This is a genomic window from Methylophilus sp. VKM B-3414 (assembly GCF_032248435.1).
GTDB classification, from domain to species: domain Bacteria; phylum Pseudomonadota; class Gammaproteobacteria; order Burkholderiales; family Methylophilaceae; genus Methylophilus; species Methylophilus glucosoxydans.
In genome coordinates this window covers 1-15,597 of sequence record NZ_JAVTLI010000001.1, presented here as the reverse complement: position 1 = coordinate 15,597, position 15,597 = coordinate 1, and the positions used below count along the sequence as shown (strand labels likewise).

At 52.8% G+C, this 15,597-nt stretch carries 17 protein-coding genes; 1 reads left to right on the top strand and 16 read right to left on the bottom strand.

The features are described from left to right. Window positions 1-2: 2 nt before the first annotated feature. Together Q9292_RS00085 and epsA are read right to left on the bottom strand one after the other, a co-directional pair. Window positions 3-830, bottom strand: coding sequence for a PEP-CTERM sorting domain-containing protein (locus Q9292_RS00085; protein ID WP_275357194.1), 828 nt, complete (start codon window positions 828-830; stop codon window positions 3-5). 267 nt (window positions 831-1,097) lie between these two features. Beyond that, window positions 1,098-1,928, bottom strand: a complete 831-nt coding sequence (gene epsA / locus Q9292_RS00080; RefSeq protein ID WP_313983239.1) for an XrtB/PEP-CTERM-associated transcriptional regulator EpsA — start codon at window positions 1,926-1,928, stop codon at window positions 1,098-1,100. Window positions 1,929-2,192: 264 nt separating this feature from the next. Here epsA and Q9292_RS00075 point away from each other — a divergent pair, with 264 nt between their 5' ends. Further along, complete coding sequence (locus Q9292_RS00075; RefSeq protein ID WP_313983236.1) at window positions 2,193-2,840, top strand: lytic transglycosylase domain-containing protein; 648 nt, start codon at window positions 2,193-2,195, stop codon at window positions 2,838-2,840. On the opposite strand, the gene Q9292_RS00070 is transcribed toward Q9292_RS00075, so the two are convergent. From Q9292_RS00070 to ispD, 14 genes are all read right to left on the bottom strand, one after another. Continuing rightward, entirely contained in the window at window positions 2,837-3,364 is a 528-nt protein-coding gene (locus tag Q9292_RS00070; RefSeq protein WP_313983232.1) for a type II secretion system protein, read from the bottom strand. The genes Q9292_RS00075 and Q9292_RS00070 overlap by 4 nt on opposite strands. A 24-nt stretch (window positions 3,365-3,388) precedes the next feature. Continuing rightward, a complete protein-coding gene (locus Q9292_RS00065) occupies window positions 3,389-3,781 on the bottom strand; it encodes a type II secretion system protein (protein WP_313983229.1) in 393 nt (130 codons plus the stop codon). Further along, complete coding sequence (locus Q9292_RS00060; protein WP_194747436.1) at window positions 3,768-4,274, bottom strand: type II secretion system protein; 507 nt, start codon at window positions 4,272-4,274, stop codon at window positions 3,768-3,770. The genes Q9292_RS00065 and Q9292_RS00060 overlap by 14 nt, the downstream gene beginning before the upstream one ends. After that, window positions 4,274-6,301, bottom strand: coding sequence for a secretin N-terminal domain-containing protein (locus Q9292_RS00055; RefSeq protein ID WP_313983224.1), 2,028 nt, complete (start codon window positions 6,299-6,301; stop codon window positions 4,274-4,276). The genes Q9292_RS00060 and Q9292_RS00055 overlap by 1 nt, the downstream gene beginning before the upstream one ends. Beyond that, window positions 6,298-6,927 (bottom strand): hypothetical protein, encoded by a 630-nt coding sequence (locus Q9292_RS00050; RefSeq protein ID WP_313983221.1) that lies wholly within the window; start codon window positions 6,925-6,927, stop codon window positions 6,298-6,300. Before Q9292_RS00050 ends, Q9292_RS00055 begins: the two co-directional genes overlap by 4 nt. Then, window positions 6,917-7,534, bottom strand: a complete 618-nt coding sequence (locus Q9292_RS00045; protein ID WP_194747442.1) for a hypothetical protein — start codon at window positions 7,532-7,534, stop codon at window positions 6,917-6,919. The genes Q9292_RS00050 and Q9292_RS00045 overlap by 11 nt, the downstream gene beginning before the upstream one ends. Next, a complete protein-coding gene (locus Q9292_RS00040) occupies window positions 7,531-8,109 on the bottom strand; it encodes a hypothetical protein (protein WP_194747444.1) in 579 nt (192 codons plus the stop codon). The genes Q9292_RS00045 and Q9292_RS00040 overlap by 4 nt, the downstream gene beginning before the upstream one ends. Next, complete coding sequence (locus Q9292_RS00035) at window positions 8,093-8,935, bottom strand: hypothetical protein (protein WP_313983214.1); 843 nt, start codon at window positions 8,933-8,935, stop codon at window positions 8,093-8,095. Before Q9292_RS00035 ends, Q9292_RS00040 begins: the two co-directional genes overlap by 17 nt. Beyond that, window positions 8,916-10,628 (bottom strand): GspE/PulE family protein, encoded by a 1,713-nt coding sequence (locus Q9292_RS00030; protein ID WP_313983211.1) that lies wholly within the window; start codon window positions 10,626-10,628, stop codon window positions 8,916-8,918. Before Q9292_RS00030 ends, Q9292_RS00035 begins: the two co-directional genes overlap by 20 nt. Beyond that, entirely contained in the window at window positions 10,625-11,797 is a 1,173-nt protein-coding gene (locus Q9292_RS00025; protein WP_313983208.1) for a type II secretion system F family protein, read from the bottom strand. The genes Q9292_RS00030 and Q9292_RS00025 overlap by 4 nt, the downstream gene beginning before the upstream one ends. A gap of 5 nt (window positions 11,798-11,802) precedes the next feature. Beyond that, complete coding sequence (gspG, locus tag Q9292_RS00020) at window positions 11,803-12,225, bottom strand: type II secretion system major pseudopilin GspG (protein WP_275357213.1); 423 nt, start codon at window positions 12,223-12,225, stop codon at window positions 11,803-11,805. Between the two features lie 187 nt (window positions 12,226-12,412). Next, window positions 12,413-14,242 (bottom strand): ABC transporter ATP-binding protein, encoded by a 1,830-nt coding sequence (locus tag Q9292_RS00015; RefSeq protein ID WP_313983201.1) that lies wholly within the window; start codon window positions 14,240-14,242, stop codon window positions 12,413-12,415. Window positions 14,243-14,248: 6 nt separating this feature from the next. After that, window positions 14,249-14,731, bottom strand: a complete 483-nt coding sequence (gene ispF / locus Q9292_RS00010) for a 2-C-methyl-D-erythritol 2,4-cyclodiphosphate synthase (RefSeq protein WP_313983198.1) — start codon at window positions 14,729-14,731, stop codon at window positions 14,249-14,251. Window positions 14,732-14,744: 13 nt separating this feature from the next. After that, window positions 14,745-15,437: a 2-C-methyl-D-erythritol 4-phosphate cytidylyltransferase gene (gene ispD, locus Q9292_RS00005; protein ID WP_313983195.1), complete on the bottom strand. Its 693-nt coding sequence runs from the start codon at window positions 15,435-15,437 to the stop codon at window positions 14,745-14,747. Window positions 15,438-15,597 lie beyond the last annotated feature (160 nt).

Below are 15,597 nucleotides of genomic sequence, written 5' to 3'. Positions count from 1 at the left end.
TGTTAAGCCTTACGACGACGGGCAACCAAACCAATCACACCCAAGCCAGCCAGCAACATTGCGTAGCTATCAGCTTCTGGCACTGGGATCACAAACTCCAACAAACCAGTTGAAGTCATTTTGAATGTGTAATCACCGTTTGGACCGCTCAAAACGTTAAAAGCAACTGGTGATGCAGCAGTTGCACCAGTCAGCTGTTGAACCACAGTCATAGACTGGTCCATATTGTTCATGGAAACATGACCTTGAGCATTGATACGGCCTGTTGCACCGTAAGCCACTGCACGACCAGCGTAAGCTTGTGAAGTATTTGTAGTCACAACGCTAGCACCATCTTCAACAGAATTGTGGTTATCCAAGGCGTTGTTATTGGTCATGTAGCTATTAAAGTTAGCGACTGAAGTTTGCAACTGATTAGAGTTAGTCAGGTTAGCACCAGACTTGTATGTAGAGATAATACCGCGTGCACCTGCGCCACTACCTGTACCATCGGCAGCGTAAATAGCCCATTTGGTTGTTGATGTAGAAGCTACGCTCCAGAATGAACTCCAGGCATTTGCGTAATTACCACCAGCCAAATCAAAAGACATGGTCTTAGTCAAACCGTCGGCAGACAGCACACCAGTTTTGTGTGTGTCAGTCACCATGGTTTGGAAAGTGTCATAGCTGTAGCCCAGATCGAATGTTGCTGACATGTTGCTGTTGAAGTCCAGCAAAGTCAGAATCATGCTAGAGCTGCCGCTTGTTGCAAATGTCATTGCCGCTTGCGCTGGAATAGTTGCTGCGGATAATGCCAAGGCAGCAACCAATGCTTTGTATTGAAATTTCATAAACCTCTCCTAAAAAATTATTTAAAACAGCTGAAAGAACAAACCACTTAATGGCGATTCAAAACACAACATAAAAATGGTGACAGGCTGGCATGACAGAGATGCGATAACTTAGTAGTCCATCAAGACTAGTCGCGACCAACGCTACAAATGCCGATCAAATCATCCTAAAAATTTTAAGAGAGGCAGATGACAACGATTGAACAAGGACTAGTCCTATCGGACTATGAAATAAGAGTATTAGAAGAAAGAATAGAGAAGAGAGATTTATTGCTTGCGGTTAATCAACCCCAGCTTAAGCGCTTTACTGGCGGCCTGACTGCGGTTTTCGACATCTAGCTTACGCAAGATGTTCTGAACATGATTTTTGATTGTGAGCGGGCTGACCTGCATAATATTGCCAATCTCCCAATTGGTCTTGCCTGCCTGTAACCACTCCAACACCTCCACCTCGCGCTTACTGAGCGGTTTGACCCTGCCATGCTTACTGGTTGACATGATGGCAGGAGACTTATTGGAAGTGACTTTGACAATCGCACAGTGCAAATGCGGCATTAGCAATTCCAGCAGATGCGCACTACGCGCATTCGCCGGAGAACTTAAACGACCAAACATCACCATGGTGGCAATCCGGCTATGTTCATTACCAAACCCATGCACAACGAAACGCTTGAGCTCAGACAACAGCATAGGCTCGGCGGCCACTTGCTCTATCGCATAGTGCGTATGCACCTGTGAGGTATGCTCAGTGGTATAAAACAATGGTGTACCTAGCTTTGCCCATTGTGTAAAAGCCTGATTCACCAGCCCTTCCTGCTCGTGTAATACCAGATCAAACTGGCTATCGCCGAAATAGCGGCTAGAGGTCAGATACTCGTAATCATAACTGGCGCGCTCCATGCCACGGACTGCAATAATGACAACCTCATGGGCAAGCAAGCATTGAAAACCACGCTGCAACCAGTTAAATAAATGTGCACGATTTTGCAGACGAAGTGATTCCTCGATCACCTCCATAAATAGCGTGCGTTGTTCCTCATTCAGTGCCAACGTCCATTGATCATTGGCCTGATCGATCCCTGTGATTGTGGTGTCCATGTGTTGCACACATTGATATTAATGTGCAGCAAGTGTGCTCAAAATTTGTGACAAAAAAATGATTGCACAGCGTCAGTTTGTTGATGAATTAATGACAATGGATCAATACGCGGACTATTATTTACGAAGAGAAAAATTCATTAGATGAACCAGCCATCAAGCAACAGCAATGGTGATAGAAGCATTCACGCAATGAGTGCTCATTAACAATATAACCAGTCTATGTGTCTTAAGAATGTCACTTGCGCATGAGACTATTGAGAGATGCCAAACCTCGTAGTCAAATTGCGTGTATTTTTTGTGCTCACCTTACTGGTGTGCATTCCAGCACACGCGGCTGAAACGATTGAACACCTGGCCGGACAAATTGTACTGGACCCTTCTGATGACACAGAAATTGTGATCAGCAATACCGGGGAGACGGACACAGAAACCGAGCCAGTAATTGCAGACGACGGGCGCAAAACCTTGACGGGGTCTCGTTGGTCGACAGCGCACTTGCCCTATCAGGCAGAAGTACAGGCCGCTGCACAAGTCACACAACTGGAGCCTGCACTGATTCATGCCGTGATTGCTGCCGAGTCTAGCTACAATGCCAAAGCCACCTCACCCAAAGGTGCTTATGGCCTGATGCAGGTGATGCCTGCCACTGCCAAAACGCTGACCCCTACCCCGGTGCGTGCCTGGTCAGCCTCACAGCAAATCTTGTGGGGATCCCGCTATTTAAAGCAACTCATGGACTTGTTTGAAGGCGATGTGGTGCTGGCACTGGCGGCTTACAATGCCGGGCCGCAAGCGGTCAAATCGCATCAGCGGACGGTGCCGCCTTATGCAGAGACACAGCAATATGTGCCTAAAGTATTGCGCTACTATCAGGTATTTAAGTCCAAACTCATCCAGCCGCTGCATTAGCGGTTGGCCCAGGCCTCTTCCAAACTGGCCAGACTATTCGGCTCGTATACAAACTTCCAGTCACTGTAATGCTTGGCCGCCTGAAAGTCGGCCTGCGCATCCTGAAAACCATTGCGACGGATGGGCACAAGCGTAGACGGACTGTAAACGCCGATGATGCGCCCATCCCTGAGGATCAGACGCATGCCCTGCTTGACCGCAAAAGGGTCTACGTACACTTTGCGCAGATGTCTTTTAGGCACAGGAAACCGTTTGTCTTCTAACAGCTCTTCCAGACTCGCCGGGTATTGTTTAACGGCTTGCGGCGTAGATTCATAATAGCGGCCGATTGCTAGCCGGTAAGCCTCTCCCACTTCAAGCAAGAGGGCCTCATTGCTACGCTGGGACTGTTGCTGCCAAAGACTGGCCGCGCCCTGCATGGCAATGGCGGCAATCGCCAGCGTGACCATGATGCCTAAATACGAAAAGCCGCGCAGGAATACGCCGCCACGTGGATAGATGACTACTGGTTTAACAGGCCTCATATCAAGCGACATAGCCCTGGCCCATTACCAGTCGGCATAGGCGCTGCCATCCGAAGCCTGGCCGTTCGCACTGCTATGCAAGGTATAAACGCCACCCAGCAAAGGCAGCTCTGGCGGTGTAATTACCCAGGTATCGTTATGCTCCGAGATAGGGTCCCAAGGTAATTTGTCCAGATAGCGCTTGTCCACTAGCTCCTGCAGGCTTTCCGGGTATTGCCCCTGATCGGCATAAAACTCATCCAGCGCCTTGCGCGTGGTGATTAACTGTTGTTTGAGCGCCTGCTCTTTGGCGCGTTGTACACCAGAAAAATAGCGCGGTAGTGCCAGCGACAGTAGCAAGGCTAAAATCGACAGCACCACCAATAACTCCACCAGCGTGAAGCCACGCCACCGCCGCCAACGATTACCACTGCGCATAGGGAACTCCATTCAGGCCGATGCGCGGGCTCAGTGAATACACATCATAGACATCCTGGTTATAGCGCGGCTGGTCGGGTGGACTGTCATAACTACGCAAGCCCCAAGCCGCCACTGGCGCAGTGTCATCGCGCTTGTTGAGCATGGGATCAAAAGGGATGCGCCTTAAAAAACGTAATTTTTTATGCTTGGGGTCTTTGAGATCGTCGACGCCCTCGACCAACACTTGCAAGTTGGGCGGGTAACCGCTGGCATCTGAATTTTTTTTCACCCGGCCATCCTCCGCAGCCTTTTTATAGGCATCAATCGCGCGGCGGATATCATGCAAATGTGTACGCAACTGTTGTTCTTTTTGCCGCTGCACCGTGACTTGTATCATGGGCGTGGCAATGCTGGCCATGATGGCGATAATCGCCAGCGACACCATGAGCTCAATCAACGTGAATCCACAGCCTGGGCAAGCACTAGACTGCAAGCACGCGCGTTGGCGCATCAGGGGATCTCCTTGGGCGCTGGCAAACTGGTCGTGCCCTGTTCGGGCAAGTCCCTGATATTGTTTGAAAGACCATCCGCTGCGGGCGTCGCTTGTGGCGCGACGTTTGAATTCGCCGGTGCCGTGTCTGGCGCGGGTAAGGCCGGTTCGGGCGGCGGCGCAGCGTCAGGCGTATCATTGGCGGGCTCATTGGCAGGTGTGTTGCTGCCTTCATTCAACTCATTTTGCCGCTGTAACTGCAGCTCACGGATTTGCTGGCTACGCGTGAGGGTAGGCGCAACAGGCATGCTGTTCATCAGTGGTTTGTCTGAAATCACGCTGTCGGTGCCACTCCAGTACTCAGAGAAGGTGGCTTCTGGCAAAGTGACATTACTGATAACCTTGGGCGTAATCGCCAGCACAATTTCTGTTTTACTCTTGTCATCGGTATTGTTGGAGAACAGGCGGCCCAAGATCGGGATTTCGCCCAGCCCAGGTAATTTGGTTGCGTTCTTGCGCTCGGAATCCTGGATCAAGCCGGCCAGGATCTGCGTTTCGCCATGCTTAAGCCGCAGGATGGTGCTGGCATTACGGGTACCAATATTGTAAACCTTGGAATTATTGCTCAAGGTCACAGCCTCCCCAAGTGAGCTGACTTCGAGGTTCACCTTGATGCTGACAAAATCATCCAGCATGATGCGCGGCTCGACCTCGAGCTTGAGGCCAACATCGACATAGGACACGCTCTCGGAGGTCCCCACATTGGCCGTGGTGTTAGTGGTGATCACTGGTACCTTGTTACCCACCAGCACCTTGGCTTTTTCGTTATTTTTGACGCGGATACGCGGATTGGATAACAGATTCAAATCACTGTCTGTGGTTTTGAACTGTACGCCGGGGTTAGGGCTTACGCCAATATCACTCGACTTGATGCTCTTGAGCGCCTCCAGTGTCAAAGGGCTATTGAGCACCGTGAGTGAGGTGGGATAGCTGATGCCCAGTTGTTGCAACTTGCCACGCGTGACTTCCATCACCTCAATTTCGAGCATGACCTCAGGGTCGGCAATATCCTGCGCCTTGATCATTTTTTCCGCCAAGGCCAACACTTCCGGCCGATCACGCAACACCAGCATGTTCAGACGCTCATCGACATACACATCACGGATTTTTAGAATCGTCCGTAACATATCCGCGCACTGCTTGGCACTGGTGTTGGCAAAATAAAAGTTACGGATCAACAGGTCCTGATAGTCTTTGTTTTTTTGCTGGGTGGCCGGATACACCAACACACTGGTGGGGGACAGCACTTTTTTCTGCAAGCCGTTGCTGGCCAGCACCATTTCCACCGCTTCTTCAATTGGCATTTTCTTGACGAACACCGAGGCCTTGGTCTCGGCTTTAATGTCTTTATCCAGCACAAAATTAATCCCGGTGGCTTTGGACAATGCCTCAAACACTACCTTGATGTTGGCATCCCGCAATTCCAGCGTGACCGGTTTGTTGATGGCGGTTTGCAATTGCGGCAGGCTGGCACGTGCACGCGGCTCCATGGCTATCAGTTGCTTTTCCAGCGCCTGGGCTTCGCTATTGGTCGGTTGCTCCAACAAAATATCCCGCACTTCCTTGAGTGCCTGCTTGGGCTGGTTGATATGCTGCTTGGCAATCTCTAACTGCTTGCGCAGCACAATTTCACGATCACTGGCACGCGCATAATCCAGCGCTTTAGGTTGATAAGGATCCAGCGTCAGGATGCGGGCATAAGCTTGCTTGGCCGTGGCAATATCGCCTTTGGCATCTGCCGCAGCGGCGTCCGCCAGCAAGGCGTTGATTGCCAGCTCACGCTCGCGAAACCAGCGGTTGCGCAAAGTCACATCCGCAGGATGCTCTGCCACCTGTTGGGCCAGCTCTTGGACTTTGCCTTCCGGGGTCGTCGCCGTCAGTTTGGGCGGAAACAGGCCGCACGATGACAGTACCAGCGTACAGGCAGCGAAAGACAAACTGCGTGGCACGCTTGACCATGATCGCAGACTTGGATTCAAAACATTCATTGGTTTAACATTTCTTCTGTTGGATTGTTTTCTGGCTCAACCTGACGCGTGGTTGCGGCTTTGCTTTTACTCAACACCACCCCTTTGTTTAATGGCAGGTAGGTGAAATACACCGCCTGCATATCCTCGCGGTCCAAGCGCCATTGCGTATCGACCTGAGAGCCCAGTTTGGGCATCAACATCTTTTTCTGCTGCATTAAAATCACCAAGTCGCCCCCCGGCATCTCCTTGAGACTACCGACATAGCTATAAGGCAAAGGCGGCGCCTGCGGCGGAGGCGGTGGGGGCGGCTTGACCGGGGGCGGTAACCATTCATGCGCCGCAAATAGCACATGCGCAGGCTTGCCCGCGGGTAAATGGCGCTTGAAATACGCGGCCTCTGGCATGGCAGCGGTTTCCACTTGAGGGCTGGCAGTTTGACTGCTCGCCACACGCGCTGACGGCTGATGCGTATCCGCGCTGACTGGCACAGACTCAGCCACTGCTACTTTCTTGGCAGGTCTGACCGCAACCAGATCAAGCTCCGCTTGAGGCGCTGCCGACCATTGCCAGTAGACCAGGCCCAACGTCAACAGCAAGGCCAGCCAAATCACGGGCGAAGTCGAGGATTTGGCGCTAACTGCCATGCTTGCGCCCTCCCCGGATAAACACTGAAAACGTCAGCGTCGCGTCCAGCATCGGCTGCATGGTCTCGTTTTTGCGCAACTCGAGGCCAGTCAAGGCCATGGCAGGATATTGCCGCAACACATCGACAATAAACTGCCGGCAAGTCAGGTAATCGGTCTGAATATTGAAGCGCATGTCATATTGCTGAATCTCCTGCGTGGCGTCACTGGCGGCATGCAGTTGCCACTGGTAATCGCCCACATTCAAGGCCATCTGGCGTTTTTGCGCCAGGCGCGCAATCTGCATCATGCGTGGCGACAGGTCGGCAAACTCTGGTAATTGCTGCCATAAGGCGGCCAGGTATTCCGGCGCACTTTCGCTCACCTCCGGTTTGACAATGACGGTTGAGACCGGGGCCACAGGTGCTACCGCTTGACTCTCAAGCTGCTGGATGGCTTGCGTGAGCAAGGCAATTTGCGCCGTTGTGGCAGACTGCTGCTGCGACAACACGCCCCATAAGATGAGCAACAAGACGCTCATCAGCATGGGCAGCCAGCCAAGATACCAAGCCGCACGCCGTAGCAGCCAGACCATAGTCAGGGCCGAGAACATACGTGCCGATTTCATGGTTGCCAGCCCCCTTGAATTTCGAAGCTGACCGGGCGCTGCGGATGGCTGTCATTGACCTGGTGTTTTTGCAAATGCACCTCATGCAGCGTCGTCAGGCCTTGCAAGTGACTCACATAATTCAATAACGCCGCGTAGCTCTTCGCCTCGCCCGACAACACAAATTGGCCGCGATTGGCATCAGGGGTCAATTGCAACAACGCGATATCGGCGACCTGGCTCGCTTCTAGCGCCTGCAACAAGTCAAACCAGCGCACATTGAGTTGCTGCACAATTTTTTGCGCCGCCTTTTGTTGCGGCTGGCTTAATACCGCTACCGGCTTGATGTTAGCTTGACTCAGTGGGTGTTGCTCAGTACGCGGTGCAGCGCCCTGCATTGCGGACTGCTGCTCGGTCAGTTGCTGCTGCCGCGCTGTGAGTAACTGCAAGTGAGAGGTTTGCTCGGCCTCTTCGGCATAGGTGAGCCATACCGTCATCAATAATGCTGCCACCAGCGCCAGTCCTGGCCAACGCACACGTTGCCAGGCAAATAACGGACGCGCAAAATCCATATGATACTCAGGCTGCGGCCACATGACTGACCTCCTGACGCAACTGAGTGAGTGGTCTCGCTGATGGCAACAGCTGCCAGTTGACCTGGCCCGCCAAAGCTTGTTTGAGGCGATGACCGGTATTTAACGCCCTGTGGTTGCCGGGCTCGGTTACCCAGTAACACGCTGACGCCTGCACGCCCAGCAAGGTACGCTCACGCAACACCCAGTCTGCCATGGTTTCCACTGCCTGCAGAGAGGTCGCCAGCCCGGCCACATGCATGATACGACCTTGCTCAAGCTGCAACAGTCTGAGCATTTGCGGCTCTGCGGTTAGCACGGTGCCGGTTTTGGGCAGCCTAGTGTTGGCCCACAAGGCGCAAGCATAGGCTTGCACCTGCCATTGCAGGGCATACGGACGTAACAACGCAGTCCAATCCAGTGTCTGCAACACCGGGATCGCCACCAGCAGGCTATCTTGTGGTTGGCAAACATCCTGTAAGCGGAAAGGCCAGCTACGTGCGGCTTCACCATAAGTTTGCATAAGCATGGCGCGCGCATAGGCTTGCTGATCCTGCCCGCTCCAGTCAAATGCCTGCAGACCTTGGGTCATGGCAGGCAAGCGCATCAGATGCACATGCTGGTCAGCGAGATAGAGTTCTATCTTTTGCCAGCGTGTGGCTGGCAACTGTGCCAGCACTGCCTGTAATGCTGGCTGCAACGCAAGCGCATCTGCGCCTGACCAGGCAGTCGTCGCAAAGACAGGGGACGAAGCAAAGCCCGCCGGAATATGTTCGGCCTGCAACTGGTCAGACAACACCAGGATCCGCGTCAGGCCAAGTAAGCTGAACTCAGGCAACAAACGTGACACGGTTAACCTCCTGCAAACTGGTCATGCCTTCAGCCACGGCGCTGATCGCCGCCTCGCGGATGGTACGCATGCCATTTCTGGCAGCCGCCTCTTTCAACTGGCGGATCGGCTGGCGGGCAATAATCATCTCGCGCAACTCGTCATTAAGCACCAGTATTTCGGCCACCGCTTTACGGCCTTTGTACCCCGTGCCGCGGCAATGGCCACAGCCCTTGGCATGCATAAACTGCATGCTGGCGGCCTGCTCAGCGCTTAAGCCAGAGGCACTCAGTAAATCAGCATCCGGCACAAACGGCTCGGCACAATGCGGGCACAAGGCGCGCACCAGGCGCTGGGCAATAATGCCGTTGACGGCCGACACAAAGTGGTAAGGGTCTACGCCCATATGCATGAAGCGGCCGATGACATCGAGCACACTGTTGGCATGCACGGTAGAAAACACCAGGTGGCCGGTCAGCGCCGCTTGCACGGCAATTTGCGCAGTCTCGGCGTCGCGGATTTCACCCACCATGATCTTGTCCGGGTCATGCCGCAGAATTGACCGCAGGCCGCGCGCAAAGGTCAGGCCTTTTTTCTCATTGACCGGGATTTGCAACACGCCAGGCAACTGGTACTCAACCGGATCTTCAATGGTGATGATCTTGTCAAACCCCGTATTCACCTCTGAGATGGCGGCATATAAGGAGGTGGTTTTACCACTGCCGGTCGGGCCAGTGACCAGCACCATGCCATACGGCTCGCTGGCTAATTTGCGGAATCTGGCAATTACATCGGCATCAAAGCCCAGCGCTTTCAAACTCAAGCCTTGCGCCTGCTCGGTCAAGGCCTTGCGGTCCAGTACCCGCAGTACGGCATCCTCGCCAAACGCACTGGGCATGATAGAGACACGGAAATCAATCAGGCGGCCCATAGCATGCACTTTAAAGCGGCCATCTTGCGGAATCCGGCGTTCGGCAATATCGAGTTGCGCCATGACCTTGATCCGCGAAATAGCCTGCTCGGCACTGTCCAGACCGGGGCTATTGGCGATACTGGCCATCACCCCGTCAATCCGGTATTTCACGGCCAGCCCCCCTGCATGCGTTTCGAGGTGGATATCGCTGGCGCCTGTTTTGAGGGCATCATATAAGGTGGAGTTAATCAACTTGACGATGGGGTTGGCATCTTCGTGAATGGACTTGAGCGAGAGCTGCATGACCAGCTCGTCCTCGCCTTCTTGCATTTGCTCACTGGGCAAACCTACGCCATCCATGGCGCGCATGGTTTCTTCTTCGCCGGCGAGGTAGGCGCTAATCTCCAGCCGATGTGCCAACTGCCAGACAAACGGCTGTTTTACGGCATGCTGTACCCACAAAGGCAATTGGCGGTTAAACGGGTCAGCAAACACCAGAATGAGTGTTTTTTGCGCGTCATAAAACGCCAGACACTCTTTTTGCTGCGCTTCGTTATAACTGATGACCTCAAAAGCTACCTGCCACTCGCGCATATCGCGCATGGTGGCGACCGGGTAATGCAGCAAGTCAGCCAGTTGGCTCACCAGAATTTCAGTGTCCAGCGGGAGCAGGTCTTCGAGCACCTCGATCACGCGCCGTTGCTGTTGCAAGGCCTGCGTTTGTGCTTGCGATAATAGTTCTGCAGAGAGCGACTGTAGTGGCTGAGCAGGCACGTGCTGATTGGGGAGAGGCTGGTTCATTGAATTTGTCCTGCCAGTTCAAAAATGGGCATATACAGCAACAGCACCACCACGCCGATCACCAGGCCAATAAACAGCATGAGCAAGGGCTCAAACAGCCGGGTAAACCAGTCTATCCAGCGTGCCAGCTCTTCATCATAAAAGCTGGCGATGCGGTCCATCATTTGTGCCACATTACCCCCGCGCTCGCCCACCAGCAACATGCGCTCGCCTATCGGCGTCGTCATGCCGTTGACCTGGAAGGCTTGCGACAGGGGTTGGCCCTGGCTAATCATGGTTTGTGCCTGCTTGAGACTCAGCGCAAGACTGCTATCCAGCAATCCTTCCAGCGAATCAAGCGCCACCATCACTGGGGTCCCTCCCGCCAGCAACATCCCCAACGTGCGGTAAAAGCGTGCCAATTGATAGAGTTGCAGCTTTTCACCGATGGCAGGAATACGCCACAAGGTGCGTAACATCCACTGCCGCATGGCTGGATGTTTCAATAACACGACCAGCATGACCAACACACTGACCAGTAGCGTCAACATCAGCTCGCCATGCTGGGCAATCAGGCTGCCCCATTGCAGCATCAGCTGCGACATCCAAGGCAAGTCTGCCCCCGTGCCTTCGTAGACACTGCTGAATTTAGGTACAACAAAGCCCATCAAAAACGCAATGACCAAGCCGCCAACCACGATGAGCAGCAGCGGGTAAATTGACGCGCTGACGATTTTCTTTTTGAGTAATGACACCTGATTGTCATAAGCGATATAGCGAGACAAGGCATTGCCCAGGTCGCCCGTGCGCTCGGCAGCTTTCACCGTGGCGATATAGAGAGGCGGAAACACAGCAGACTGCCGCTCTAAAGCCGCAGAAAAAGACTTACCCTGCTGCAGTGATTGCAAGATGCCTTGTAAAACACCGCGTGTATGATCCTGCCGCAAAGCCAGTGCATCAATGGCTTCGACGAGGTTCAAGCCGGAATCGAGCAAGGCCAGCAATTCCTGGCTGAACAAAGCCAACGGAAACGCCTGGCGCTTGGCTACTTTGCCCTGCTTTTGTGCCTGCAGCGAGACCAGCAACAAGCCTTTCGCCTTTAACTGGGCGTAAGCATCCTGCTCATCATCGGCTTGCAGCTCCACCATGGTCAGGGTGCTGCCATTCAACACTTTTGCCTGATAGTGCATGGCATTTACCAGTTGCTGATATCCTGCGCTTCGTCACTGCCACCGACCTGACCATCCTTACCCAGGCTGTAGAGATCATACTCGCCGTGCTGGCCGGGCATACGGTATTGGTAAGGCTTGCCCCAAGGGTCGTTGGGCACTTCTTTTTTCAAATAAGGGCCGGCCCAGTTTGGCTGGTTATCTGGGTTATTCATCAGGGCCGTCAAGCCTTGTTCAGTACTCGGATAATGCCCGACATCCAGACGGAACTGATCCAGAGCCTGCTCCAGCGCGGCGATCTGCGCTTTGGCCGTTTTGACTTCTGACTTGCCAATCTGCTGGAAATATTTGGGGCCGACATAGCCGGCCAACAGGCCGATAATGACCATCACCACCAATAACTCCAGCAAGGTAAACCCGCGATTACAACGGACAGCAAGACTAGCCATCGAAAATACTCCATGAAAATTTGATGACAATACTAAGCAGATTAGATTGCAGAAAAGTGGCGGTAATATGACAGACTGTCACAATTGAACAGAGGCGATGCCAAACACAGACATAAAAAAATCAGGCCGAATGGCCTGATAATTGAAGCGTGATATTAGAAAAGGAACCGTCTGGGAGTTGAACGGGCTATTCGCCCAAAAAGCCACCACTCTGATGCGTCCATAATTTGGCGTAAATCCCATCTTGCGCCAACAAGGCCTGATGGGTGCCGGTTTCGACCACCCGCCCCTGATCCAGCACAATCAACCGGTCCATGGCTGCAATGGTGGACAAGCGGTGCGCAATCGCAATGACGGTTTTACCTTCCATCAACTGCGACAAATGATGTTGAATAGCGACCTCGACTTCAGAATCCAGGGCACTGGTGGCCTCATCCAGCACCAGAATAGGCGCATTTTTCAGCATGACACGGGCAATGGCAATGCGCTGCCGCTGGCCACCAGACAGTTTAACCCCGCGCTCACCGACATGGGCGTCATAGCCGGTACGGCCTTTGGCGTCGCGCAAGGTGAGGATAAAGTCATGTGCCTCGGCCCGCTTGGCAGCCACTATCATCTCTTCATCGCTTGCATCTGGGCGGCCATATAAAATATTTTCCCTGACGGAGCGGTGTAATAGAGAAGTATCCTGGGTTACCATGCCAATCTGTTGCCGCAAGGAGTTTTGTTTCACTGAGGCGATCAATTGCCCATCGATACGAATATGCCCGGCCTGAATGTCATAAAACCGCATCAGCAAATTGACGATGCTAGACTTGCCCGCGCCAGAGCGGCCGACCAGGCCGACACGCTCTCCGGGGCGGATATGCAAATCAAACTGCTTCAACAGGGGTGGTTGCTTGTCATAAGCAAACTCCACTTTCTCAAATACGACTTCACCCTTAGGGACGTTTAACGCGACGGCATCTGGCTGATCGAGCACGCGGTTTTCAATCGACAGCGTATTCATGCCATCTTGTACGGTGCCAATTTGCTCGTACAACGAGGTCAGCTCCCACATGACCCAATGTGAAATGCCATTTAAGCGCAAGCTCATCGCCATTACGGCCGCAACCGCACCGGCAGCGACCAGGCCCTGTGACCACAGCCATAGCACCATACTGCCACTGGCAATGATCAAACACATATTTAAAAAGTGATTGATACTCTCGACACAGCTCACCATGCGCATTTGCCCATGCACGGTATCCAGAAACTCTTGCATGGCAGATTGCGCATAGCTGGCCTCGCGCCCGGCATGCGAAAACAGTTTAACCGTGGAAATATTGGTATAGGCATCCGTAATCCGGCCGGTCATCAGAGAACGCGCATCTGCCTGATGCTGCGAGACTTTGGCTAAACGCGGAATAAAATAAACCAGCGCGCAGGCATACAAGCTTAACCAGCCTAAAAACGGCAAAACCATCCAAGGATGAAAGCTGCCCACCACCGTGACGATGGTAGTGAAATACAGCAACACATACACCATGATATCGGCCAGAATAAACCACACCTCGCGCACAGCCAATGCAGTCTGCATCACTTTCGCCGACACGCGGCCAGCAAACTCGTCCTGATAAAACCCCATGCTTTGATTCAGCATATGCTGATGAAACTGCCAGCGCAAACGCATTGGGAAGTTACCAGCCAATGTCTGATGCTTGAGTAAGGTCTGGAACAGAATGACCACGGTACTGCCAACCAATACCGCCGCCACTAGCCATAATGTAGATTGATGCGTCGTCCATAATTGTGACGGTTGGATGGCTGTCAACTTATCGACCACCTTGCCCATCAAGGCAAACAGCAAAGCCTCAAACGAGCCGATACAGGCTGTCAGCAGCGTCATAATTAAAATATAACGGCGCATCCCATACGAACAGGCCCACATAAAAGGCCAGAAACGGGTAGGTAAACGCGTCAGGATTTCGGCAGGAAACGGCGAAACCAGTGCTTCAAAACGGCTAAACAATCGCATCATCAACTACTTGGAATACACAGTACAAACGGCTTCTGCCGCAATACCTTCACTGCGGCCAGTGAAGCCCAGCTTTTCAGTCGTCGTCGCTTTGACGTTGACCTGTTCAATCGCCACATCGCAATCACTGGCAATGTTCATACACATCTGCGAAGTATGCTTACCCAATCGTGGCGCCTCACATATCACCGTGGCATCAATGTTACCAACCAGATAACCCTTGTCATGCAGCAAGCGCACCACATGCCGCAGAAGCTCGCGTGAATCTATGTCTTTAAAGCGCATATCTGTTGGTGGAAAATGCTTACCGATATCTCCCAACGCGACAGCCCCTAACAAGGCATCACAAATAGCGTGTAACAGGACATCTGCATCCGAATGCCCATCCAGTCCATGACTGTGCGGGATATTCACGCCACCGATAATGCAATCCCGCCCGGTTACCAGGGCGTGCACGTCAAAACCGTGCCCAATTCTCACAGGAATCATACTTTTTTGCTTTCTATGACTGACTCATCTGCATCAACGCAGCAACCACTTGCAGGTCGTCAGGATAAGTGACTTTCATGTTTTTAAGGCTACCTTGGACTAGTTTTGGGTGATGTCCCATCCACTCCATGGCTTGCGCTTCATCGGTAGGTTGTTTTTCGATCGAGTGACTGAGCGCAGATTGCAACTCCGCATATCTGAACATTTGTGGCGTTTGAGCCTGCCATAAATGATTACGCGGGATGGTCTCTGCAATCGTGGTCTGCGTCCCGGCACGCTTTAGCGTATCGGCCAGCGGCAAAGCCAGAATCGCTCCCGTATCCTCATCACCTACGCTGTCTATTAACCGTAATAGCATCTCATGATCTATGCCAGGCCGCGCGGCATCATGCACCAGAATCCAGTCTCGCGCCTGAACTTGAGTATTCAGGGCACGCAATCCGTTTAGCACACTTTCAGCGCGGGTCGCGCCACCACACAGCAGCACGCGTGTTTTCTGGCATCCCGCAAGTAAAGCGGGTTGCCAGTCCTGATCATCCTCTGCGATAACCACCGAAATGCTAGCGATGGCTGCAAACGACTCAAATGTCTGGATCACATGCTTCAACATCGGCTCACCATGTAATGGTAAATACTGTTTCGGTCGTGATGATTGCATACGCGAACCACGACCAGCACTTGGGATTAAGACATGGTATTGAGACATCGTGTCATTTTAACATGTCTCTTTTAAGGCTTTATGCTCACACGTCTATTCCGCTGAAACTCTTGCCGAGAGTTCTTGATAGCCCACCTGGGTCAATGACATACGCCTGTGTATTTTTTAAGATGTGTGTAAAAGAGGGAGAAGCAACAGATCAACAACC